This is a genomic window from Pusillimonas sp. NJUB218 (assembly GCF_003788685.1).
Lineage (GTDB): Bacteria > Pseudomonadota > Gammaproteobacteria > Burkholderiales > Burkholderiaceae_B > Neopusillimonas.
Genome location: NZ_NQMK01000001.1, coordinates 513828 through 538300 on the forward strand (window position 1 = coordinate 513828; position 24473 = coordinate 538300).

A 24473-nucleotide genomic window follows, 5' to 3' on the forward strand; every position below is an offset into this window, starting at 1 on the left:
ATTTGTCATGGGCTGGCTATAAAATAGACGCCCATTAAACAAGGGATCCCTATGTCGATTAAAAGTGACCGCTGGATTCGTCGTGTTGCGCAAGAGCACCACATGATCGAACCCTTTGAGCCCGGCCAGGTACGTAGTGTTAATGGCGGGAAAATCGTCAGCTATGGCACCAGCAGCTACGGCTACGATGTGCGCTGCGCCGACGAATTCAAGATATTTACCAATATCAACTCAACTATTGTCGACCCGAAAGCGTTCGACGAGAAGTCGTTCGTCGATTTCAAAGGCGATGTCTGCATTATTCCGCCCAATTCATTCGCATTGGCGCGCACGGTCGAATACTTTCGTATTCCCCGCAGCGTGCTGACGGTTTGCCTGGGCAAAAGCACGTATGCGCGTTGCGGCATTATCGTCAACGTGACCCCGCTCGAACCCGAGTGGGAGGGGCACGTTACACTCGAATTTTCTAACACAACACCTTTGCCGGCCAAAATTTACGCGGGCGAGGGTTGTGCACAAATGTTGTTTTTTGAAAGCGACGAGGTTTGCGAAACCTCGTACCGTGACCGTGGTGGCAAGTACCAGGGTCAGCAGGGCGTGACATTGCCACGCACATAGGAGCAGGCGCATGAAATTCCGTTTTCCCATCGTCATCATCGACGAGGATTACCGTTCCGAAAATGCTTCGGGTCTGGGTATTCGCGCGCTAGCCGCTGCAATCGAGGCTGAAGGGGTCGAAGTGCTTGGGGTGACCAGCTACGGCGACCTCAGCTCGTTCGCTCAGCAGCAAAGCCGGGCCAGCGCATTTATTTTGTCGATCGACGATGAGGAATTCGACGTTGATTCTCCGGAAGACGTCGCCAACGCCATCAAGAACTTGCGTTCTTTTATTGGCGAGCTGCGGTTTCGCAACGAAGATATCCCTATTTATTTGTACGGCGAAACCCGCACATCGCAGCATATTCCCAACGATATTCTGCGCGAATTGCATGGTTTCATTCACATGTTCGAAGACACGCCCGAATTCGTGGCGCGTCACATCATTCGCGAGGCGCGTGCCTACCTCGACGGCCTGGCGCCGCCGTTTTTCCGCGAGCTGGTCAAGTATGCATCTGACGGGTCGTATTCGTGGCACTGCCCGGGGCACTCGGGCGGGGTGGCGTTTCTGAAAAGCCCCGTCGGGCAAATGTTTCACCAGTTTTTTGGCGAGAACATGCTGCGTGCCGACGTGTGTAATGCCGTCGACGAACTGGGCCAGCTGCTCGACCATACCGGGCCGGTCGCCGAGTCCGAACGCAACGCGGCGCGTATTTTTAACGCCGACCACTGCTTTTTCGTGACCAACGGCACATCTACGTCGAACAAAATTGTGTGGCATGCCAACGTGGCCAACGACGACATCGTTGTGGTCGACCGCAATTGCCATAAATCAATTTTGCACGCCATCACCATGACGGGCGCCATCCCGGTGTTTTTGCGGCCAACCCGCAATCACCTGGGCATTATTGGCCCCATTCCACTCGAAGAATTCGAGCCCGAGTCCATCCGGGCCAAAATCGAAGCCAACCCTTTTGCGCGCGGCGTTAAAAACCAGCGTCCGCGCATCATGACCATCACGCAAAGTACTTACGACGGTGTCAGCTACAACGTCGAGATGATCAAAGAAAAGCTGGGTTCCGAAGTCGATACCCTGCACTTTGACGAGGCCTGGATCCCGCACGCGGCGTTCCACGAGTACTACAAAGACATGCACGCCATTGGTAAAGATCGGCCGCGCAGCAAAGATGCCATGGTGTTTGCCACGCACTCTATTCACAAGCTGCTGGCGGGTTTGTCGCAGGCTTCGCAAATTACAGTGCAAGAGCCCGAGAACCGTAAACTCGACCGCAACGTGTTCAACGAGGCGTACCTCATGCACACGTCGACCTCGCCGCAATACGCCATTATTGCGTCGTGCGACGTCGCCGCCGCCATGATGGAGCCCCCTGGCGGTACTGCCATGGTCGAAGAGTCCATCAAAGAGGCGCTCGATTTTCGTCGCGCCATGCGCAAGGTCGAATCCGAATTCGGCAAAAACGATTGGTGGTTCAAAGTGTGGGGCCCCAAACGCCTCGTGCCCGACGGCATTGGTAGCCGCGAAGACTGGATGCTTGAAGCCGACGACGAGTGGCATGGCTTTGGCCCGCTGGCCAAGGGCTTCAATATGCTTGACCCGATCAAGGCCACTATTGTTACGCCCGGCCTCGATATTTCAGGCACGTTCGCGCCAACGGGCATTCCGGCTGCGCTGGTGTCCAAGTACCTGGCCGAGCACGGCGTGGTCATCGAAAAGACCGGCCTTTATTCGTTCTTCATCATGTTTACCATCGGCATTACCAAAGGCCGCTGGAACACATTGCTGACTGCGCTGCAGCAGTTTAAAGATGACTACGACCGCAATCATCCGCTGTGGCGCATCTTGCCCGACTTCTGCAAAGAAAATCGCCGCTACGAGCGCATGGGCTTGCGCGATTTGTGTCAGCAAATTCATGAAGCCTATCGTGATCACGACGTCGCGCGCCTGACGACTGAAATGTATCTCAGCGACATGGTGCCGGCCATGAAGCCGTCTGACGCCTACGCCAAAATGGCCCACCGCGAGGTCGAGCGCGTTTCGATCGACGAGCTTGAAGGCCGCGTAACAGGCGTGTTGCTGACGCCTTATCCTCCCGGCATTCCATTGCTCATTCCGGGCGAACGGTTCAATTCGCGCATTGTTCATTATTTGCAGTTTGTCCGCGAATTTAACTCCCGTTTCCCGGGCTTCGAAACTTATGTGCATGGTTTGGCCGAAGATGTCGGCCCCGACGGTCAGCCTCGCTACTACGTTGACTGCTTGCGCGAAGACTAAGCGTGTCGCGCGCTGACTTCGACGTTGCCATTGTGGGGGCCGGTGCGGCCGGCATGATGGCAGCGTCTGTTGCCGGTCAAGGTGGTTTGCGCGTGGTGCTCATTGATCACGCGGCTCGCCTGGCCGAGAAAATCCGCATTTCGGGCGGGGGGCGGTGTAATTTCACCAATATTGGCACGACCCCTGCCAATTTCATTTCACAAAATCCGCACTTTTGCCGTTCGGCGCTTGCCGGTTATACCCCCGAAGACTTCCTCAAACTGGTCCGTAGCCACCGTATTGCCTGGCACGAAAAGCACCGGGGTCAGCTTTTTTGCGATGACTCCAGTGAGTCCATTATTGATATGTTGCGTGCCGAGTGCGACACGGGCCGAGTGGCCTGGCGCATGCCCTGCACGGTGCACGACATTGGTCAAGATACAGCCGGCTTTGTGTTGTCCACCGACAGTGGAACCATCCGGGCCGGGCAGTTGGTCATGGCCACCGGGGGCATGGCTATCCCGCAATTGGGGTCGACCGATTTTTCTTTGAAAATAGCGCGCCAGTTTGGGCTTAAAGTCGTTGAGCCCAGGCCTGCGCTGGTACCCCTGTTGTTCGACCCTGATCAATGGAAACCGTTTGCCGACCTTAGCGGCGTGGCGCTTGAAGTTAAAGTGAGCTGTGGCCAGACGGGGAGAAAAGGGGACGGCGGCCAGTTCGTCGAAGACTTGCTGTTCACCCATCGTGGTTTGTCGGGCCCCGCTATTTTGCAAATTTCCAGCTATTGGCAACCCGGCCAGTCCATTCATATCGATCTTGCCCCCGGTCAGTCAATCGAGCAGCTTTTGCTCGACGCACGGCCGGGGAACAAGCAGCAACTATCAACGGTGCTGGCCGGGTTGTGGCCCCGCCGCCTGGCTGAGCAGTGGTTGGCCGATATGCCAGGGTACGAAGGTCAGGCAGGCACCATACGTTTGGCCGATGCGTCAAACCGCTTTTTGCGCGACCTTTCCCAGCGCGTGCATCAATGGGTGCTTGCCCCCACGGGCACGGCTGGTTATAAAAAGGCAGAGGTCATGAAGGGCGGCGTCGACACGCAGGGCCTGAATCAAAAGTCCATGCAGGCCAAGGCGGTGCCCGGGCTTTATTTCGTTGGCGAGGCCGTCGATGTCACCGGCTGGCTTGGCGGCTATAACTTTCAATGGGCGTGGTCGTCGGCAGTGGCGTGCGCCAGGGCGCTTATTGCAACGGCGCGCCCGGTATAGGTTTGAGCGGGGTGGTATGACAAACGTTTTAAAACAAACGGCGCTGTACAACGCTCACCTGAGCGCGGGTGCGCGCATGGTCGATTTCGCAGGATGGTCGATGCCGCTGACTTATGGGTCGCAGCTTGAAGAGCATCACGCGGTACGTCGTGCTTGCGGTATGTTCGATGTCTCGCATATGCGGGCGGTCGACATTCAGGGTGATGGCAGTTTGCCGTTTTTTCGTCGGTTGTTGGCTAACGATGCCGCTCGGGTCCAGCGTCCGGGGCAGGCCATGTACAGCTGCATGCTGAACCCCGAGGGCGGCGTCATCGATGACCTGATCGTTTATCGCCATGCCGAGGGCTCGTGGCGCACGGTTTTAAACGCGGCCACCGCCGACGCCGATCTTGACTGGATGCATCGCGTTGCCCACGAAGAGCACTTCAACGTGCAGGTTATCCCGCGATCCGATTTGTCCATGCTGGCTTTGCAAGGTCCCGATGCGCGGTCGATGCTGCACCAGGCGTGGCCCCAATGGGCTGACGTTCTTTCGGCTGTGCCGTCTTTTGGCTCAACCGTTTTGCCCGATGACGTCCTGGTGGCGCGAACCGGCTATACCGGTGAAGACGGCTACGAGGTTACCGGCCCATCGGTCATGATTGTCCAGTTGTGGGCAACGCTACTCGACGCCGGGGTAAAGCCCTGTGGGTTGGGCGCGCGCGATACCTTGCGCCTAGAGGCCGCGCTTAATTTGTACGGGCAAGACATGGATGAAAGCATCAACCCCTACGAGTGCGGTCTGGGTTGGACGGTATCGTTGCTTGATCCGGACCGCGAATTCGTGGGTCGAGATGCGCTCGATATTGCCCCGAGAGATCGCGTTCGCGTCGGCCTTGAACTGCTCGAACGTGGCGTAATGCGGGCGGGGATGGCCGTTCAAACACCGCTGGGCGATGGCGAAATCACCAGCGGCACCATGTCGCCGACGCTGGGGCATTCGATCGCGTTGGCCCGGGTGCCGGCGGGCGTTTCTGTCGGTCAGGCCGTCAACGTCGAAATGCGCGATAAGTGGTTGTCTGCGCGGGTTGTCCAACTGCCGTTTGTCCGGTTGCGGGCGTAAAAACGCCAGCTACGCAGTTGGCCCTGCTTACGCTATGCTTGTTATTATTTTCCAGAACACAGTTTTCCAGAACAAAGAGGTTTGAATGAATTTGCCAAACGATCGTAAATACACCGCGTCGCACGAATGGGTTAAAGCCGATGGCGATGTTCTGGCGGTCGGTATTACCGACAATGCCCAAGACCAGTTGGGCGACCTGGTGTTCGTCGGCGACTTCAAGGTGGGCAATACACTGAAGGCCGGAGACACTGCAGGCGTGGTCGAATCCGTCAAAGCGGCGTCCGACATTTATGCGCCGGTAGCCGGTGAAATTGTCGAGTTCAATACTGCGCTTGAAGGGCAGCCCGAACTTATCAACGCGTCGGCCTACGAGGCCTGGATATTCAAGATTCGCCCCGCCAATCCGGCCGATCTCGACGGCCTTCTCGACGCCGAAGCTTATCGGCAGGCCCACGAGTAAATAGCCTATGCACCGCGGCGCCCAAAACCTCAACCCTTTTGCGGCCCGTCATATTGGGCCTTCTGCGCCCGAACAGGTGCATATGCTTTCGGTCGTTGGGGCAGAGAGCCTTAACGATCTCATCGAAAAAGTCGTACCCCAGGGCATTCGCGACTACGGTTTGTCGTTGCCCGAGCCGCTGACCGAAGCGGCTGCCTTGCGACAGGTAGCTGAACTGGCCAAGCAAAACACATTGTTTCGCAGCTATATCGGTCAGGGGTATTACGGTACGCATACGCCACCCGTCATACAACGCAACGTCCTCGAGAGCCCGGCATGGTACACGGCATACACGCCTTACCAGCCCGAAATTTCTCAGGGGCGCCTCGAAGCGCTGCTTAACTTTCAGACCATGGTGGCCGACCTTACCGCCATGGACATCGCCAATGCCTCGTTGCTTGATGAAGCAACAGCGGCAGCCGAAGCTATGGGTATGGCCCTGCGCAATGCCACCGGCCCTAGCCGTTGTTTCTTCGCGTCGGTGCATTGTCATCCGCAAACGCTGGCGGTGCTTCATACGCGAGCGCAGGCTATGGGTATCGAGCTCACTGTGGGTGACGAGGCCGAGGGCCTGCCCGAGTGCTTTGGTGTTTTATTGCAATACCCGCACTCTTTGGGCGGGGTCGTCGATTACGCCGGGTTGGTTAACCAGGCGCATCAGGCGGGCACCACGGTGGCGGTTGCCACCGACTTATTGGCGCTGGTGTTGTTGGCACCGCCAGGGCAGTGGGGCGCCGACATCGTTGTCGGCTCGGCGCAGCGCTTCGGTGTGCCTATGGCGTATGGCGGGCCGCACGCCGCCTTCATGGCCTGTCGCGAAGCCTTGCGCCGGCATTTGCCGGGGCGTCTGGTTGGGGTGTCTGTCGATTCGCAAGGCAATCCGGCATTGCGTCTGGCGCTTCAAACGCGCGAACAACACATCCGGCGCGAGAAGGCCACGTCAAATATTTGTACGGCCCAGGTGCTGTTGGCCGTGATGGCGGGCATGTATGCTTTGTGGCATGGCCCTGACGGCCTTCGGTCGATCGCCACGCACGTCGCGGCCAGTACGACATTATTGCGGCGCACACTCGAGGCCTTGGGGTGGCGCGTGGTTAATGCGAGCCAGTTCGATACGCTGCACATTGCCACAGGTCGCCAAACTTCGGCCTTAGTGCAGTCGGCGCAAGCCCGGCATATTAACTTCAGGCAACCGAGTCCCGACAGCCTTGCCATTTCGCTCGACGAAACTGTCGAGTTGACTGACGTACAAGATATTTTGGCGGTCTTTGCCGAGGTCTCGGCCGAACCCGCGCAGGCTCATGAAACGATCTCTGACTTTCTGGGGTCGTTCAAGCCTCAGACCGTCGGTGTGCTGTTGCCGCAGTTATTCCCAGCAACGTTGCAGCGTACCCGACCGGTGCTTGCCCATCCGGTGTTTTCGTCCATCAAGTCCGAAACCGACATGTTGCGCTACTTGCGCGCCTTGGCCGACAAAGACCTGGCGCTCGATCGCACGATGATCCCGCTGGGTTCGTGCACCATGAAGCTGAACGCGACGGCCGAAATGCTCCCCATTACCTGGACGGCCTTTTCACAGCTGCACCCGTTTGTACCGCTCGAGCAGGCTCAAGGTTATCAGCAATTAATTGAACGGCTGTCGGCCTGGCTATGTGAAATCACCGGTTACGACGCCATCAGTCTGCAGCCCAATTCGGGCGCCCAGGGCGAGTACGCGGGCTTGCTGGCCATCCGGGCCTGGCATCGCGCGCGTGGCCAGGGGCACCGGAATATTTGCCTTATTCCCTCATCCGCTCATGGCACCAATCCGGCCTCGGCGCAAATGGCAGGCTTCGAGGTACGTGTCGTGCAGGCCGACGAATATGGCAATATCGATATGCACGATCTTGAGCAAAAGGTGGCGCAGGCCGCCGATGCCTTGGCGGCAGTCATGATCACGTACCCTTCAACACACGGCGTATTCGAAGAGTCAGTCGTGCAACTTTGCAATATTGTGCATGGGGCAGGCGGGCAGGTTTACCTCGATGGGGCCAACATGAACGCCATGGTGGGTGTGGCCAAGCCGGGTCTGTTCGGCGCCGACGTATCGCACCTGAACCTGCACAAAACGTTTTGTATTCCGCATGGCGGCGGTGGCCCGGGTGTTGGGCCCGTAGCAGTCAAGGCTCACCTTGCCCCGTACTTGCCCGGCGTTTCCGGCGCCCAGGGTATTGCGCCCACCGACCCTTGCGGGCCAGTGTCGGCAGCGCCGTACGGGTCGGCCGGCATTTTGCCCATACCGTATTTGTACATTGCCATGATGGGCGCGCAGGGTCTGCGTGAGGCCACGGCCGTGGCCATACTAAATGCCAATTACATTGCCGCGCGTTTGCGCGACTATTATCCAATTCTGTACTCGGGGCGAGGCGGCTGGGTCGCCCACGAATGCATTATCGATTTGCGCCCGTTCAAAGACAGCGCAGGCATTCAGGTCGAAGACGTGGCCAAGCGGCTCGTCGATTACGGCTTTCATGCGCCGACCATGAGTTTCCCGGTGCCCGGCACGCTAATGATCGAACCCACCGAATCCGAAGGGCTGATCGAGCTTGACCGCTTTATCGATGCCATGATCGCCATTCGCGCGGAAATTGCCCGTATCGAATCGGGTGAGTTCGACGCCGAAAACAATATGCTTAAAAACGCGCCTCACACCGCGCAGATGCTGCTGTCAGATGCCTGGAGCGCACCGTATTCTCGCGAGCAGGCCGCGTATCCGCTGGCAACGCTCAGGCAGTCCAAATATTGGTCGCCTGTGGCTCGTGTCGATAATGTTTACGGGGACCGCAATCTGTTTTGTGCTTGCCCGCCCTGGCAGGCCGGGCAGTAGCGCGCGATAGCAATTTAATGAACGCCGGCCCGGGCGGCCTTGGTGTATTGGAGCGCCAAGACCGCAGGGCTGCGAGTGCCTTACTGGGCAGGGTCGACGCGTTTATAGGTCACAAAATCGTACGTATAGCCGTTTTCGGGAGGCTGGGGTAACCGCTCGGTTTCTTGCCATTGCCCCGTAGGCAGCTCTGGAAAGTAAACATCGCCTTCGATATCGGCATGTACCTCTGTGGCAATAATTTCGTCGATGTAGGGCAGGGCATCGGTAAATATTTGTGCGCCGCCAATAATGCAAATATCGGCTTCGTGGCTGCAGGCCGCCAGCGCTAGTTCTAGCGAGGTAAAAACTTCGGCGCCCGGCGCGTTAAAGGCTGCATCGCGGCTGATGACAATATTGCGTCGCTTGGGTAGCGGTCGGCCCAACGATTGCCAGGTTTTGCGCCCCATGATAATGGGCTGGCCCAGCGTATTCTTTTTAAAGTGTTGCAGGTCGGCCGGCAAATGCCAGGGCAGGGTATTGTCTTTGCCAATAACGCGGTTGCGCGAATACGCAACTACGCACTTGATACGGGGTAATTGGGGCATGTCGGCCAATGTCATAAACGTGTTGCGAACCTGCCGTCAGACGGCAACCGGCGCCTTGATGTGCGGGTGGTGCTGGTAGTCAAGCACTTCGAAGTCTTCATAGGCGTAGTCAAACAAGGTCGCCGGCCGACGTTTGATATTGAGCTTGGGGTACGGAAACGGCTCGCGCGAAAGCTGGGTTTCGACTTGCTCGAAGTGGTTGCTGTACAGGTGGCAGTCGCCGCCTGTCCAGACGAAGTCGCCCACTTCAAGGTCGCACTGCTGCGCCACCATATGGGTGAGTAGGGCGTAGCTGGCAATATTAAAGGGCACGCCCAGAAAAATATCGGCGCTGCGTTGGTAAAGCTGACATGACAGCTTGCCGTCGGCCACATAAAACTGGAAGAACGCATGACATGGCGGGAGCGCCATGTTGGGGATGTCGCTGACGTTCCAGGCCGACACAATCAGCCGGCGCGAATCGGGGGTGCTTTTGATTTGCTCGACAACCTGGCTGATTTGGTCGATATGGCCGCCATCGGGGGTGGGCCAGGATCGCCATTGCACGCCGTAAACGGGGCCCAGGTCGCCGTCTTCGCGTGCCCACTCGTCCCAAATGCTAACGCCGCGCTCTTTTAGCCAATTCACGTTACGCCCACCCTGCAAAAACCAAAGCAGTTCAATAAAAATACTTTTGGTGTGCAGCTTTTTTGTCGTAACCAGCGGGAAACCTTCGGCCAGATTGAAGCGCATCTGGTAGCCGAAGACCGATCGGGTACCCGTGCCTGTGCGGTCGGTTTTTTGTACCCCGTGCGTATACACGTGGTGCATGAAGGTTTCGTACTGGTTCATTGGGCGCTCAGGTATTGACGACGGTAATGGTGTGGGTGATTTCGGCCGTTTTGGCCAGCATGGCTGTCGCCGAACAGTACTTCTCGTGTGACAGCTTTACGGCGCGCTCGACGGCGGCTTCGGGCAGGTTGGCACCCGTGACGGTAAAGGCAAAGTTGATGCGCGTGAAGACTTTCGGGTCGGCGTCGGCGCGTTCGGCAGTCAGCTTGACCTGACAACCGCTTACCGCGTGTCGGCCGCGCTTTAATATGAGCACCACGTCGTACGCGGCGCAGCCGCCTGCACCGGTCAACATCATTTCCATAGGGCGCGGAGCCAGGTTGTTGCCGCCGCCTTCAGGCGCGCCGTCCATCGCGGTCACGTGCCCGCTACCGGTACGGGCAACAAAAAGCATGCCTTCGGGGCCACCCCAGTCAATTGTGCATTCCATGGCAAAAATCCAGCGTCGAAGAAAAGCTTCAATATTATCATCGCCGTTTGCCGTGCCCCGCGCTGGGCGGGTATTTTGTAGAATTCAGGTATGCCAGCCGGCCGGGCCTTTGCGACGCCTCAAGCCGCCATGTTGTCTTTAAAGGATGTTCGTATGACTGCTGTTAAACCCATGCAACGCCAGTTCAGTCCGGTCGATCAATGTCTGGCCGAGGCCGGGCGAGCGCTTGAGGTTCTGGCCGGCGCCGTTCACGCTTCAAGGCCCAATCCGGCTGGTCGGCCTACCGCAGTAGATCGCGCGCTATCCGAAACCGAACAAAAGCATGCAGCAGGCTTGATGCGAGTCAACCACGTTGGCGAGGTATGTGCGCAGGCGTTGTATCGTGGGCAGGCGCTTTTTTGTCGCGATGCTGCAACGCGAAATATGCTTTACGACGCGGCCAGCGAAGAGGTCGACCATCTGGCGTGGTGCGCCGACCGGCTTAAAGAGCTCCATAGTCGACCCAGCCATCTGAATCCGCTCTGGTATGCCGGGTCTTTTGCGCTAGGGGTGGTTGCCGGCCGTGCCGGCATAGGCCGTAACCTGGGGTTTATGGCCGAAACCGAAACCCAGGTCGAGCACCACCTTGAAAGTCATTTGTCGATGCTGCCCGATAACGATGTGCGTTCGCGCAAAATTGTCGAGCAAATGCGTGACGACGAAATCAGTCATCGCCAAACGGCCGAAAAAAACGGGGCAGTGCCGTTGCCGGGCCCGCTTAAAGCAGGCATGAAATTCATGGCCAAAATAATGACCACCACGGCATACCGTGTGTAGTGTCTCGCACGTATACGCCTTTTTTGTAACAAAACAAAAAGCTGCAAAAAAGCTATTGACCTAGGGTTTGCCCTAGTCTACAATTTGCTTAATGTTTGAAGCTTAAACGTATTTGAACAGGCCGCAGCAAGTTAAAGTGGCTGTTGTAAAAATGCAGGAAAATAAAATTTTTCTTGCAACGCAACAAAAGTTTAAATACAATGCTTCTATCGGATGTCGAAACGCAGCGCAAGGGGGTTAACCCTAGTTTTAGCGCAGTGTGGCTCAGGCAAGTGCCTTCGTAGCCCGGCATGCCCAGGTTGTCTCCTCCACCCTCCTCCTTTGGTGGATTTAGCCCGAGATCTCTCGATCTCGGGCTTTTTTTTGCCCGGGTGTTCCATTTTTAAATACGGTAACAATTTTCAGTAGCATCTTATTGCATGCAAGTGGCACCATTGTTACAGATCCACTGCATAATTAGCGTTTATCTGAATTGCGTTGTAGGTAATTTGTGAATTCTCCTCAAACTTGGGACACCTTGACGTGGCTCTACATCTGTATCGTCGCCTTCATGGTGGGCGGTCTTATTGTGGCGTCCGAGCGCTGGCACGGCAAGCTGACGGGCGATTCCGACCTGAACAAGCCTCAGGCTTCGCATTCGCGGGCCACGCCGCGCGTGGGCGGGCTTGCTGTCGTTGCGGGTAGTTTGGCGGGGTTGCTGGTATTGGGCCCCAGCAATATGACGCTTACCTGGCTTTGGCCGGTGCTGTTTATCGCAGCCATGCCAGTGTTCGTCGCGGGCCTCCTTGAAGACATCACCAAAGATATCGGCGCCAGCAAGCGTCTGTTAGCAGCCTTTTTGTCGGCTGCCATTGCTTGGTGGCTTATTGGTGGGGTTTCACGGGTCGGGTTCTCCAGCGTCGACTGGCTATTAGCGTATTGGCCAGTCTCGCTGTTGTTCACCATGGTGGCGGTGGGCGGCTGTACGCATGCGCTCAATATTGTCGATGGCATGAACGGCCTGGCTGGCATGGTGGCGACGCTCATGGCTGTATCCATCGGTTTGGTGGCGCTGCAAGTCCAAGACATCCCCATTTTTCTTATTGCTGCGGCGCTGGCGTCCGCCACGCTGGGTTTCCTTGTCTGGAACTTCCCGTTCGGGCGCGTGTTTTTGGGTGACGGCGGGGCGTATTTTCTGGGTTTTATGCTGGCCGAGCTGGCGGTCCAGCTGGTGGTCCGTAACCCCGGGGTGTCGCCTTTTTATGCCCTGGCGGTTTTGTTCTACCCCGTATTCGAAACCCTCTTCTCAATTTGGCGTCGTCGCTTCAAGCGCGGTACGCCGATCGACCAACCCGACGCCTTGCATTTGCATCAACTGGTCTTTCGTCGGCTGGTACGCGTTACGTTCAGTCGCGATGGCCGTCACGCGGTCCCCGCGTTGTGCAATGCCATGACATCCCCTTATTTGTGGGTGCTGACGCTTATTGGGCTGGTGCCGGCCACTATCTGGTGGGACAACACCCTGATCCTGTGCATCAGCCTTGTTGTGTTTGCGTCGGTCTACATCTGGATTTACTCGCGCCTTGTGTCTTGGCGTCGCCCCTCTTGGTTACTGTTGCCGTCTATCGGTCGTCACACTAAATAATTTTCTGGAGATCAATTTTGCAACTTCAAGACGTAAAACTTGCTGTGGTTGGCCTGGGCTATGTGGGCCTGCCTCTGGCCGTCGAATTCGGTAAAAAGCGTTCTGTTATTGGCTTTGATATCAATGCGCGGCGTATTGCCGAACTGAAAACGGGTAAAGATCACACGCTCGAAGTTGAAGAATCTGAACTTGCCGAAGCCAGCGGGTTGATATTCAGTCACGAAGCTTCCCAGTTGGGTCAGGCCAATGTCTTTATTGTGACGGTGCCCACGCCCATCGACGACTACAAGCAACCCGACCTGACACCGCTGATTCGTGCCAGCGAAACCATTGGTAAAGTGCTCAAGCGCGGCGATATTGTTATTTACGAGTCTACGGTTTACCCGGGGGCCACCGAAGAAGACTGCGTGCCTGTGCTCGAGCGGGTTTCGGGTTTGAAATTCAACGTCGATTTTTACGCGGGTTACAGCCCCGAGCGTATCAATCCGGGCGACAAGCAGCACCGCGTGTCCACCATCAAAAAGGTGACATCCGGCTCGACCCCCGAAGTGGCTGACCTGGTCGATGCCCTCTATGGTGAAATCATCGTGGCCGGTACGCACAAAGCGCCGTCCATCCGCGTTGCCGAGGCCGCCAAAGTTATCGAGAACACCCAGCGCGACGTCAATATCGCGCTTATCAACGAACTGGCCCTGATTTTCAACAAAATGGGCATCGACACGCAGGCTGTACTCGAAGCAGCAGGCACCAAATGGAACTTCCTGCCGTTCCGCCCGGGTTTGGTGGGTGGGCATTGCATTGGCGTTGATCCTTACTACCTTACCCACAAGGCGCAGGCTATCGGCTATCACCCCGAAATCATTCTGGCGGGCCGACGCCTTAACGACGCCATGGGCAGCTATGTCGTTTCTCAGCTGGTCAAGGCCATGACCAAAAAGCGCATTCAGGTGCAGGGTTCGCGTGTGCTCGTGATGGGTCTTACCTTCAAAGAGAACTGCCCCGATCTACGTAATACCCGCGTGGTCGATATCGTTCGTGAACTTGGCGAATACAACATTGAGGTCGATGTTTACGACCCATGGGTGTCGGCAGAAGAGGCTGTGCACGAATACGGCATTACGCCTGTACCATCGGCCGTCAATGGCAAGTACGACGCTATCATTCTCGCGGTCTCGCACCATCAGTTTGTCGAAATGGGCGCGCAGGCCATTCGCGCTTTGGGTAAGCCCGATCATGTGCTTTACGACCTGAAGTATGTGTTGTCGGCCGACGAAGCCGATCTGCGTCTGTAAGGGGCGGGCATGACGACACGTTATTCAGAAGTCCTCGATAACCTGCGTGCCCAGCCGAAACGTTGGCTGGTCACCGGGTGTGCCGGGTTTATCGGTTCCAACCTCGTCGAAGCCTTGCTTGAGCAGGGCCAGTCCGTGGTCGGGCTGGATAATTTCGCTACGGGTCACCAGCGCAACCTCGACGAGGTCAGCAAAAACGTGGGTCAGCAAGCCTGGGCACGATTCAGTTTTATCGAAGGCGATATCCGTAATCTTGACGCCTGCCGTCAGGCCGTGCAGGGCGCAGACTACGTTTTACATCAGGCAGCACTGGGGTCGGTTCCTCGCTCGCTGAACGACCCCATCACCAGCAACGAGGTGAATGTTTCCGGCTTTTTGAATATGCTGGTCGCAGCCCGCGATGCGCAGGTCAGCTCGTTTGTTTACGCGGCCTCTAGTTCTACTTACGGCGACCACGAGGCCTTGCCTAAGGTCGAAGAACGTATTGGTCGCCCGCTGTCGCCCTACGCTGTCACAAAGTACGTTAACGAACTTTATGCCGACGTATTCGCGCGTTCGTACGGGTTCAATACCATTGGTCTGCGCTACTTTAATGTGTTTGGCCGTCGGCAAGACCCCAATGGCGCCTATGCCGCAGTCATCCCGAAATGGGTGGCCGCCATGATCAAAAATCAAGACGTCACCATTAATGGCGACGGCGAAACCAGCCGAGACTTCTGCTTCATCGAAAATGTCATTCAGGCCAATATATTGTCGGCCGTCGCAACGGGTGAAGCTGTTAATCAGGTTTATAACGTTGCCTTCAATGCGCGTACCAGCCTGAACCAGTTGTTCGGGTATCTGGCGCAAACATTGTCCGAGAACGGCATCCAGTATGCAAAGTCTCCTGTTTACGGCAATTTCCGTGCCGGCGACGTTCGCCATTCGCAAGCCGACATTGGCAAGGCTGGACGCTTGCTGGGTTATGCCCCGGCTTACGATATTGTCAACGGCTTGAAAAAGGCCATGCCTTGGTACGTTCAATTCCTGGGTTGATTTGAGTTTCCTGTCCCAAAAACTTGCCCGGCTGGGTCACGATCACCAGCGCATCGCCAAAGCAGCACTGCGGGTCGCGATGTTTTTGTTGCTGGGCAAGTTTGCGGGGGCGGCCAAAGAAATGGCCGTGGCCTACCGTTATGGCGTGTCCGATGCGGTCGATGCCTATCAGTTCACCTTGACGCTGGCCAGTTGGCTGCCCGTCACGTTAGTGGGTGTCCTGTCGGTTGTTCTCATCCCTGTATTGGTTCGCACGCGGCGCGAACCCGAGCAGGCGCGTAACCGGTTCTTGTCCGAACTTCAGGCCTGGTCCATTGCGCTGGGCACGGTATTGGCCGTATTGATTTACTTGGCGTGGCCTTGGGTACTCCAGATTGCTGGGCAAGGGTTAAGCCCTCAAACCCGTGCCATGAGTTTGCAGCTGACCTGGGCGTTTGCGCCAGCGGCGCTGCTGACCCTGGTTGCAGGGATTAGTGCTGCCCGTTTGCGTGCCCACGAGCGGCATCTGAATACGTTGCTTGATAGTGTGCCGGCAGTGGTTATTTTGATCTGGGTCTTGCTGGCCGGAGTCGTCGACAACGTGGGGCCGCTGTTGTGGGGTACGCTGGTCGGGTACTTTTTGCAGTCGGTACTGTTGCTCTGGTTGGCGGGGCGGGCTGATAAAACATTGGCCATGCCGCGATTCGGGTTTGGGTCTTCGCACTGGCCCGAATTGGTCAAGGCGGCAGGCGTCATGCTTATCGGGCAGGTGGCCATGAGTTTCGTCGGCCCCATCGATCAATACACAGCGGCGTCGCTGGGCGACAACACCAACGCCACGCTTGGCTATGCTACGCGCTTGTTGGCCTTAGTGCTTGGCGTGGGTGCGGCGTCGGTTGGGCGGGCGGCTTTGCCCGTGTTGGCCGATATTCATAGCCGGGGCGACGCTCTTTACGGAAGGCGCGTTGCGCTTAAGTGGTCGGTGGTCATGCTGGCCGCGGGTGTCGTCGCGACGGCAGCCGGCTGGTGGCTGTCGCCCTATGGGGTCGCGCTGTTGTTCGAGCGTGGTGCTTTTAGCGCCGACGATACGCAGCGCGTAACCGAAGTATTGCGATGGGGGCTGTTGCAGTTGCCCTTCTATTTCGGGGTGTTGATTCTGGTGCAGTTGCTGGCCAGTCAAAATCGTTATCGTGTCATGGCGGCCATTGCAGTGGCAAACTTTGCCGTAAAGGCGGCCATGAACGCGGTTCTGGCGCCAGTGTATGGCGCGCAGGGCATCATGTTGGCCACCGCCTTCATGTATGCGTCGTCCTATGTATGCTATGCGGTTGCGGCCTTGCGGTACCGGCCTTAAACCGTATGGTTTTCAATGTATTTTTGGGTTGTGTTGGGTTGTGTCTAAAAAGAAGTCTGCGCCGCATTTGATGATTGTGATTCACTCCCTGAGTGGGGGTGGGGCCGAGCGCGTCACAGCCGACCTGGGGGCCTATTGGTACCACCAGGGCTATCGGGTCACCGTGGTTACCCAGGCCGATGCGTCGTCCGATGCCTATCCACTGCAAGCGGGCATTAGCCGTATTGTGCTGGGTACAGCCGGGGCCAGCCGGGGGCGGGTCAGTGCGTTGTTGGCCAACATGCGTCGTGTGATGAAATTACGCCGCGTGATCCGGCGTGTGCGGCCTACGCTCGTGCTGGGCATGATGACGACGTCATCGGTCTTGGCTGTGGCCGCTGCGCGGGGGTTGCCGTGTCGGGTCATTGCCACCGAACACACGCACCCGCCATCGCAAGAGCTGTCAACCTTCTGGTTGCGCATGCGTCGCTGGGCCTATCCTCGCGCTGCACGGGTGGTCGCGCTTACATCGGGCACGGCGCAATGGTTGTCGCAGCATGTGCCGGGCTCGAAGGTTTGCGTCATCCCCAATGCGGTACGCTGGCCGCTTGATGCGACCGATCCGTGCGTCGAACCGCCCGAGCGGCACGGTCGCAAGCGTTTACTTGCGGTTGGCCGTCTGCACCCGCACAAAGGGTTTGATCTTCTATTGAACGCGTTCGCCGCCATTGCAAAGTATTTGCCCGATTGGGACTTGACCTTGTTGGGCGAGGGGCCCGAGCGCGAAAACCTACAAGCGCAAATCGAAGCGCTGGGTCTGGCCGACAGGGTTACGATGCCAGGTCGCGTCGGTAACGTCGGCCACTGGTACGAGCAGTCCGATCTTTACGTCCTCAGCTCGAGGGTTGAAGGGTTGTCGAATACTTTGCTAGAAGCGATGGCCAGTGGGTTGGCCGCTGTAGCTTTCGATTGTGAAACAGGCCCGAGGGAAATCGTCCGTGACGGCATTGATGGTGTTTTGGTCAGCCCGTCTGAAGATGTCGATGCCTTGGCGGCCCATTTGTCCGACCTGATGTCCCGCGTGCAAAAACGCGAAGCCATGGCCAGGCGCGCCATCGATGTGCGCGACCGCTTTTCGTCGGCCCGGGTCATGGCGCTGTGGCGTCAGGTATTTGTCGACGCCGCCGATCCGGGTAAAACAGCCTGAAAAAAGGGTAATTATGTGTGGAATTGTTGGGGCCTGGGGCCCGCTGAACGACCGGCAGAATGTTCTGGCTAACAGCCGCAAGGTGATGAAGCATCGTGGGCCGGACAGTCAGGGCTATTGGGAGGACGCCGACGCCAATATTGGTCTGGGTCATGTGCGGCTGGCCATCATCGACTTATCCGAAGCCGGTCATCAGCCCATGGTGTCGGCTTGCGGCCGTTATGTGGTTGTGCTCAACGGCGAAATTTACAATCATCTGGCATTGCGCGAGCTGTTGCAGGTGCAAAGTCAGGCGCCCGACTGGCGGGGCCACTCCGACACCGAAACCCTGCTCGCAGCCATTGCCGCCTGGGGGCTCGAAACCACATTGCGGTCGTTGGTGGGTATGTTTGCTTTTGCGGTCTGGGATCGCGATGCCCGAACGCTCTCGTTGGCACGCGACCGCATGGGCGAAAAGCCGCTGTATTGGGGCCATGCCGGCGAAGCGCTGGTTTTTGCTTCCGAGCTCAAGGCACTGCGCGGTATGCCCGGTTTCAACACCGCACTCGACAAAACCGCACTGACGCTGATGATGCGTCACAACTATATTCCGGCGCCATTCAGCGTATACGAAGACATTAAAAAGCTGCCGCCCGGACACTACATTACGCTGACCGTCGAAGACTGCCGGCAGCGCAATTTGCCGCCGGCCTCGGCGTATTGGTCGGCGCGACAGGTGGCCGAAGAAAGCAAGTCGCAGGCGCTGAGTTTTTCGCGCGAAGAGGATGCCGTTGACGCGCTTGAAGAAGTGTTGATGACGGCGATTCGCGGTCAAATGATGGCCGACGTGCCTTTGGGTGCCTTTTTGTCCGGTGGTGTCGACTCGTCGCTGGTTGTAGCCCTGATGCAAGCGCTGAGCGCCAACGCCGTCAATACATACGCCATTGGTTTCGACGAGCCCGCCTTCAACGAGGCCGAATATGCGCGTGAGGTGGCTGCGCACCTGGGAACACGGCACACCGAATTGTATGTGTCGGCACAAGATGCCCTGGATGTCGTCCCGCGGTTGCCTGACATTTACGACGAACCTTTTGCCGACTCTTCCCAGATCCCCACCGTGTTGCTGATGCAAATGGCCAGTCAGCACGTGACGGTCGCTTTGTCGGGCGATGGGGGCGATGAGCTTTTCGGCGGTTATTCGCGTTATCAGCGTGCGCAGCGCTGGTGGGACAAGCGCAGCAGCATGCCGGGTTTGATGCGCAGGCCATTTGGCTCGCTGGCACAAACGCTCGGTCGCGCTTGGCCTGGCAACGGTGCCGGGCAGCTCGATAAATTCGGTCGTCTGATGCACGCCGAGGGCTCGGGGCCGTTTTATCGTCAGTTTGTGTCGTATTGGGAAGACCCTTCTGCCGTGATTAACGGCGGTCGTCTGGCGCCCACAGTGTTCGACCAGCCTAGTGGCCTGCCGTTTTCCGATCACATGATGCTGCTCGATACATTGACTTATCTGCCTGATGACATCCTCGTAAAGGTCGACCGAGCCGCAATGGCCGCCAGCCTGGAAACGCGCGTCCCTTTACTGGACCACCGCGTGTATGCGTTTTCGCAGCGTCTGACGCCGCAATACAAGTTTCGCGATGGGCAGGGCAAATGGTTGTTGCGGCAAGTGCTTTATCGCCGTGTGCCCGAAGTGCTCATTGACCGGCCCAAGAAGGGGTTTGGCGTACCTGTCGGGCAGTGGCTGCGCGGTCCGTTAAAAGACTGGGCGCAAAGTTTGCTCGACCCAGCGCACCTGGCGCGCCATAGTGTTTTCAATGCCGAGCCTGTCACGAAAAAATGGCAGTCGCATTTAGCGGGGCATCATGATTGGAGCGCCCATTTATGGGGGGTGTTAATGACGCAGGCCTGGCTTGACGCGCAATCGAACGAAGGCCTCTCGGCATGAAAATCGTGCTCCTGGTCAGCTCGATGAATGCAGGCGGTGCCGAACGTGTTGCGGCAACGCTGTGCAACGCCTGGGCGTCGCAGGGGCATCACGTGCTGCTCATGCCGACCTACCCCGTCAAGGGACATAGTTTTTATCCGCTGGCATCAAATGTGCGGGTTGAATGGTTGGCTGATCGATTAGGTGCCGGCGCTCGTTCGTGGCGTTCCCCGTTTTTAAAGTTACGCCAGATGCGCCGGTTTGTGTCCGACGAGCAGCCTGATGTTGTTGTTTCCTTCCTGACCAATGTCAACGTCATGACGTTATTGGCCACTTGGGGGCTGACTGTGCCTGTCGTGGTATGCGAGCGTACCAATCCGGCATTCAGCGACAGTAGTGGGCCTGTATTGTCGATGTTGCGCCGATGGCTGTACCGACGCGCAGCGGCGGTTTGCGTTCAAACCCAGGCAACGGCCAGCGCTTTTGCACAGATGGTGCCGCACATGCCCAGTCTCGACGTACTGCCCAATCCGATGCCGCCGGAACTCGACGGCATGGCGCTTTCGTCGCTTATGCCCGATGACAGCGGTCGTTTCCGTCTTGTCGCCATGGGTCGGTTTATGCCCAACAAGCAATTCGACCGTTTGATTGACATGTTTTCGCGCATTCACACCGATTTCCCGCAGTGGGATCTTTATATTTTTGGCGACGGCCCCATGCGTGAAGGGCTCGAATTAAAGGTCCAGCAAATGGGGCTTTCGGGTAGGGTGCATATGCCGGGGCGCACGACGTCGCCGTGGATCGAGCTGCAAAAGGCCAGTGCGTTTGTCATGACGTCCTCTGTAGAGGGGTTTCCCAATGTATTACTCGAGGCGATGGCGCTTGGGCTACCCGCTGTTGTGTACGACTGCCCCAGTGGTCCGCGTGAACTGACCGAAGACGGTCAACATGCTGTGTTGGTGGCGTTAGGCGACGAAGACAAGTTTGTCGCGGGTTTGCGCGCCTTGCTGGGCGATGCCGCTCAACGGCAAAAGCTGGGTAAAGTGGCGGCGCAGTCGGTGCGGGCCCGATTCAGCCTGCCTGCTGTGGTCAAGCAATGGGGCGGGGTTCTTTCCAGGGTTACAAAGCACAATGACTGATACGACCGTTCTGCACATCGTTCATATCATTTCGGGGCTGGGGCACGGTGGTGCCGAAACCGTGTTGCACCGTTTGTTGACGGCACCCGAACAAAAAGATCGTCATACCGTCATTTCCATGACCGACGCCGGCGTGTTTGGTCCCCGATTACGCGAGGCCGGCGTTAATGTGCTGACGCTTGACATGCCCTCTGGCAGGCTGACCTGGTCTGGTCTGCGCGAAATGTATCGCTTGTTGCGCCAGTTGTCGCCCGATGTCGTACAAACCTGGATGTACCACGCCGATCTGGTGGGCGGCGTGGTTGCGCGCCTCGCCGGTATTCGGGCGGTGTCCTGGGGTATTCGCAACTCGGGCGCCAACTTGCACAAGGCCAGTCGTGTCAGTCGGGCCATTGCGTGGCTGTGCGCTCGTACTTCAGGCGTTATTCCTGCGGGCATTGTGGCTTGCGCCGATAACGCCGCCCACCGTCATAAGTCGTGGGGATACCGGGCCAACCTTTTTCGCGTTATCCCCAACGGATACGACCTGTCGCGTTGGAAACCCGACCCTGAGGTGCGTTTGCGCATGCGGTCGCAGCTGCATGTGTCGCTCGATACACCTTTGGTGGGGTGTATTGCGCGCTGGAACCCACTGAAAGATCACGCCAATTTATTGGCTGCCGTTGCGCGTAGTGCGCAAACGCACCCCAAACTAAAGTTGGTACTGGTCGGCCATCAGGTTGACGAAAACAATACACAGCTCATGTCGCTTATTGAACGGTATGGCCTGCGCGACAGGGTATTGCTGCTGGGGCGTCGCGACGATGTGCCCGACATCATGAAAGCGCTTGATATTCATGTGTTGTCCAGTTGCGCTGAAGGGTTTCCCAACGTGGTGGCCGAAGCCATGGCCGTGGGCGTTGCCAATGTGGTTACCGATGTCGGCGATGCGTCGCGCATTGTCAGTACCCTGGGTTGGGTTGCGCCTGCTCAAAACAGCGAGGCCTTGTCCGACGCGCTAAATCAGGCCTTGGCGCAATTGGGAACGCCCGATATGGCAACCCGCCTTCAAAAAGGGCGTGAGCGTGTGGCGCGATTCTTCAGTTTGTCGGCGATGGTCGAAGCCTACCGTGCGCATTGGCACGAATTGGCTGGTCGCCGTCGCCTGATGTTTGCGATCAATAACCCCGCCTTTTTCCTGTCGCACCGCTTGCCCTTGGCGCTAGCCGCGCGCGAGGCTGGGTTCGACGTGCATGTCGCGACCATGGATGGCCCGACTGTGCCGCAAATCCAGGCTTTGGGTTTCCGCCACCATGTCATCCCCATGTCGCGCAGCGGGCGCAACCCGTTTCGCGAATTTCTGACCATGTTGGCGTTTCGCCGTTTGTTTATTCAGCAGCGTCCCGCCATCGTTCATGCCGTCACGATCAAGCCTTTGTTATACGGCGGGATAGCGGCGCGCCTGGCTAAAGTGCCGGCCTTTATCGGGGCGGTGTCCGGGCTTGGCTTTGTGTTTACCGGGGGCGACCCTAAACGTAACCTTATTCGTTGGGCGGCAACACGTTTGTACCGATTGGCGCTCGGCCACCCCCACAGTCGGGTCATATTCCAGAATAGTGGTGACCGCGATATGTTGCAGGCAGCCGGGGCATTAAGGCCGGGGCAGGTGGTCATGATCCGCGGGTCGGGGGTCGATCTGAACGAGTTTCCTGCATTGCCCGAGCCTAGTGGCGCGCCCGTGGCCATTATGGTGTCGCGCTTGTTGCACGACAAAGGGGTCAACGAGTTCGTCGAGGCAGCGCGTCTCACGCGTGGGCATCCGTCGGGTTTACGTTGGGTACTGGTAGGTAGCCCCGACGTGATCAACCCTGCCAGCGTCAACGAAGAGACGCTGAAAGCCTGGCAACAAGAGGGCGTGGTCGAGTGTTTGGGCGAGCGCACGGATATTGCCGAGCTGTACCAGTCGTCGCATATCGCTGTACTGCCTTCGTACCGAGAGGGTCTGCCCAAGTCGTTGATTGAAGCGGCGGCCAGCGGCCGCGCGGTGGTGACGACCGACGTACCGGGTTGCCGCGATGCCATTGAGCCTGGCGAAACCGGGGTGCTGGTGCCCGCGCGCGACGCGCAGGCGCTGGCCGAGGCGGTGGTGCGCTTGGCCGAAAACCCTGAATTACGCCAACAAATGGGCCGAGCCGGCCGACAACTGGCCGAACGCGTGTTTGATATTCGGCTAGTGCAGCAGGCCCATTTGCAGTTGTACGAGTCGTTGTTAAAACGGTAACTGGGCGTGAGGCGCCAAGGCCGAAAGCGCTTGACGGAACTCGGCCTGGATGCGTTCCAGCGCTTGCGCATTGTCGCCCTCAAAGCGCAGCACCACAACCGGGGTGGTGTTCGAGGCGCGAGCCAACCCGAAACCATCGTTATATTCGGCGCGAACGCCGTCGATTGTGTTTATTTCGGTTGCCGTTGCGAAACGCCCGTCGGCTTGAAGTCGCGCAATCAATGCGTGCGGCTCACCTTCATTCATCTCAATCTTCAGCTCGGGTGTTGACACACCCTGAGGCAGCGCCTCTAGTAGTGCGGATGCGTCGGCCTGACGAGACACGATTTCCAGCAGTCGGGCACCGGTGTACAAGCCGTCGTCGAACCCAAACCAGCGCTCTTTGAAGAAGGTATGGCCGCTCATTTCGCCGGCCAGTGGCGCGCCGGTTTCGGCCAGTTTGGCCTTGATCATCGAATGACCGGTTTGCCACATGAGCGGTTGCCCGCCGGCGGCACGAATAGACTGGGCAACGTGGCGGCTGCATTTCACATCAAAAATAATGGTGGCGCCGGGCTCGCGTCGCAGTACGTCTTGAGCATACAAAATGAGTTGGCGGTCGGGCCAGATGATTTCCCCTGACTTGGTGACCACGCCCAGCCGGTCGGCGTCCCCGTCAAAGGCCAGGCCCAGTTCGCAGTCGGTGGCTTTAACCGTTTGGATCAAGTCCTCGAGGTTGTGCGGGTCGGCCGGGTCGGGGTGGTGATTGGGGAAATTGCCGTCCACTTCACAGAACAGTTCGGTAACGTCGCAACCCAACGCCCGGAACAGCTCGGGCGCCACGGCGCCGCCGACACCGTTGCCGCAATCGATGGCAATTTTCATGGGCCGTGCCAGTTTGATGTCGCCGACAATGCGCTGGATGTAGTCGGCAATGGGGGCGTAATTTGCGCCCTTGCCGGGTGTCGCAGCAACGTGCAAGCCATCTTGGTTCATGGAGGCTTTCAGTGCTTGCACACCCGCGCCATATAGCGTTTTCCCGGCCATCATCATTTTGAAACCGTTGTAATTGGGCGGGTTGTGGCTGCCTGTAATTGCCACGCCCGAGCCGGTTTTTTTAGTGTGTGCAGCAAAGTAAACCAGTGGCGTAGGTACGCAACCCAGGTCCAGCGTGTTGACGCCGCCCGCCTGAATGCCCCCTCGCAGCGCTTGCGACAACGCAGGGCTGCTCAGACGACCGTCGTAACCCACGACCAGCGTATCAACGCCTTCGCTGATGGCTTGCTGAGCCAGCGCCAGACCCAGGTGATGGGCAAAGTCGGGGTTAATCTGTTCGGGGACTGTGCCACGAATATCGTAGGCTTTAAAAACAGCGTCGGGAAAGGAAGAGGTCGTCACAATAGATCCTGATGAACCGTGGGGTTAAAAGCGGTCCAATTATGGCATAGGCTTAAAATGGA

19 protein-coding genes are annotated in these 24473 nt (G+C 57.8%); 15 read left to right on the forward strand and 4 right to left on the reverse strand.

Annotated features, from left to right (window positions below):
* Positions 1-51: 51 nt before the first annotated feature.
* The 6 genes from dcd (at position 52) to gcvP (ending at position 8601) form a co-directional block, all read left to right on the forward strand.
* Complete coding sequence (gene dcd / locus CHR62_RS02395; RefSeq protein WP_093969670.1) at positions 52-618, forward strand: dCTP deaminase; 567 nt, start codon at positions 52-54, stop codon at positions 616-618.
* 10 nt (positions 619-628) lie between these two features.
* The gene (locus CHR62_RS02400; protein ID WP_093969669.1) at positions 629-2890 is read left to right on the forward strand and encodes an arginine/lysine/ornithine decarboxylase; all 2262 of its coding nucleotides are present in this window, start codon (positions 629-631) and stop codon (positions 2888-2890) included.
* Complete coding sequence (locus tag CHR62_RS02405) at positions 2872-4134, forward strand: NAD(P)/FAD-dependent oxidoreductase (RefSeq protein ID WP_370318034.1); 1263 nt, start codon at positions 2872-2874, stop codon at positions 4132-4134. Before CHR62_RS02400 ends, CHR62_RS02405 begins: the two co-directional genes overlap by 19 nt.
* 16 nt (positions 4135-4150) lie before the next feature.
* On the forward strand, positions 4151-5236 hold the full coding sequence (gene gcvT / locus CHR62_RS02410; protein WP_123659892.1) for a glycine cleavage system aminomethyltransferase GcvT: 1086 nt from the start codon (positions 4151-4153) through the stop codon (positions 5234-5236).
* A gap of 85 nt (positions 5237-5321) precedes the next feature.
* Entirely contained in the window at positions 5322-5696 is a 375-nt protein-coding gene (gene gcvH, locus CHR62_RS02415) for a glycine cleavage system protein GcvH (protein WP_093969667.1), read from the forward strand.
* Positions 5697-5703: 7 nt separating this feature from the next.
* On the forward strand, positions 5704-8601 hold the full coding sequence (gene gcvP, locus CHR62_RS02420; RefSeq protein WP_123659893.1) for an aminomethyl-transferring glycine dehydrogenase: 2898 nt from the start codon (positions 5704-5706) through the stop codon (positions 8599-8601).
* A gap of 80 nt (positions 8602-8681) precedes the next feature.
* Here the strand turns inward: gcvP and CHR62_RS02425 are convergent, their stop codons facing one another.
* From CHR62_RS02425 to CHR62_RS02435, 3 genes are read right to left on the reverse strand one after another with little or no spacing between them, the layout of a single operon-like run.
* Positions 8682-9185 carry a dihydrofolate reductase gene (locus CHR62_RS02425; protein WP_123659946.1) on the reverse strand — a complete coding sequence of 168 codons (504 nt, stop codon included), beginning with the start codon at positions 9183-9185 and terminating at the stop codon, positions 8682-8684.
* A gap of 36 nt (positions 9186-9221) precedes the next feature.
* A complete protein-coding gene (locus CHR62_RS02430) occupies positions 9222-10016 on the reverse strand; it encodes a thymidylate synthase (RefSeq protein WP_093969665.1) in 795 nt (264 codons plus the stop codon).
* 7 nt (positions 10017-10023) lie between these two features.
* Positions 10024-10446, reverse strand: coding sequence for an OsmC family protein (locus CHR62_RS02435; protein WP_123659894.1), 423 nt, complete (start codon positions 10444-10446; stop codon positions 10024-10026).
* A gap of 153 nt (positions 10447-10599) precedes the next feature.
* Here CHR62_RS02435 and coq7 point away from each other — a divergent pair, with 153 nt between their 5' ends.
* From coq7 to CHR62_RS02480, 9 genes are all read left to right on the forward strand, one after another.
* Positions 10600-11262, forward strand: a complete 663-nt coding sequence (gene coq7, locus CHR62_RS02440) for a 2-polyprenyl-3-methyl-6-methoxy-1,4-benzoquinone monooxygenase (protein ID WP_123659895.1) — start codon at positions 10600-10602, stop codon at positions 11260-11262.
* 517 nt (positions 11263-11779) lie between these two features.
* Positions 11780-12886, forward strand: coding sequence for a glycosyltransferase (locus tag CHR62_RS02445; RefSeq protein WP_123659947.1), 1107 nt, complete (start codon positions 11780-11782; stop codon positions 12884-12886).
* A gap of 17 nt (positions 12887-12903) precedes the next feature.
* Positions 12904-14178 (forward strand): Vi polysaccharide biosynthesis UDP-N-acetylglucosamine C-6 dehydrogenase TviB, encoded by a 1275-nt coding sequence (gene tviB, locus CHR62_RS02450; protein WP_093969661.1) that lies wholly within the window; start codon positions 12904-12906, stop codon positions 14176-14178.
* A gap of 9 nt (positions 14179-14187) precedes the next feature.
* The gene (locus tag CHR62_RS02455; protein WP_123659896.1) at positions 14188-15213 is read left to right on the forward strand and encodes an SDR family oxidoreductase; all 1026 of its coding nucleotides are present in this window, start codon (positions 14188-14190) and stop codon (positions 15211-15213) included.
* A gap of 1 nt (position 15214) precedes the next feature.
* A complete protein-coding gene (gene murJ / locus CHR62_RS02460) occupies positions 15215-16546 on the forward strand; it encodes a murein biosynthesis integral membrane protein MurJ (RefSeq protein WP_233574813.1) in 1332 nt (443 codons plus the stop codon).
* 70 nt (positions 16547-16616) lie between these two features.
* Positions 16617-17732, forward strand: a complete 1116-nt coding sequence (locus CHR62_RS02465; RefSeq protein WP_123659949.1) for a glycosyltransferase family 4 protein — start codon at positions 16617-16619, stop codon at positions 17730-17732.
* A 13-nt stretch (positions 17733-17745) separates the two neighbouring features.
* Positions 17746-19656 carry an asparagine synthase (glutamine-hydrolyzing) gene (gene asnB, locus CHR62_RS02470; RefSeq protein ID WP_123659897.1) on the forward strand — a complete coding sequence of 637 codons (1911 nt, stop codon included), beginning with the start codon at positions 17746-17748 and terminating at the stop codon, positions 19654-19656.
* Positions 19653-20774 (forward strand): glycosyltransferase family 4 protein, encoded by a 1122-nt coding sequence (locus tag CHR62_RS02475; RefSeq protein ID WP_123659898.1) that lies wholly within the window; start codon positions 19653-19655, stop codon positions 20772-20774. The genes asnB and CHR62_RS02475 overlap by 4 nt, the downstream gene beginning before the upstream one ends.
* On the forward strand, positions 20767-23034 hold the full coding sequence (locus CHR62_RS02480) for a glycosyltransferase (protein ID WP_123659899.1): 2268 nt from the start codon (positions 20767-20769) through the stop codon (positions 23032-23034). Before CHR62_RS02475 ends, CHR62_RS02480 begins: the two co-directional genes overlap by 8 nt.
* Here CHR62_RS02480 and CHR62_RS02485 read toward each other — a convergent pair.
* Entirely contained in the window at positions 23023-24414 is a 1392-nt protein-coding gene (locus tag CHR62_RS02485; protein ID WP_123659900.1) for a phosphomannomutase/phosphoglucomutase, read from the reverse strand. The two genes, CHR62_RS02480 and CHR62_RS02485, sit on opposite strands and share 12 nt — an antisense overlap.
* Positions 24415-24473 lie beyond the last annotated feature (59 nt).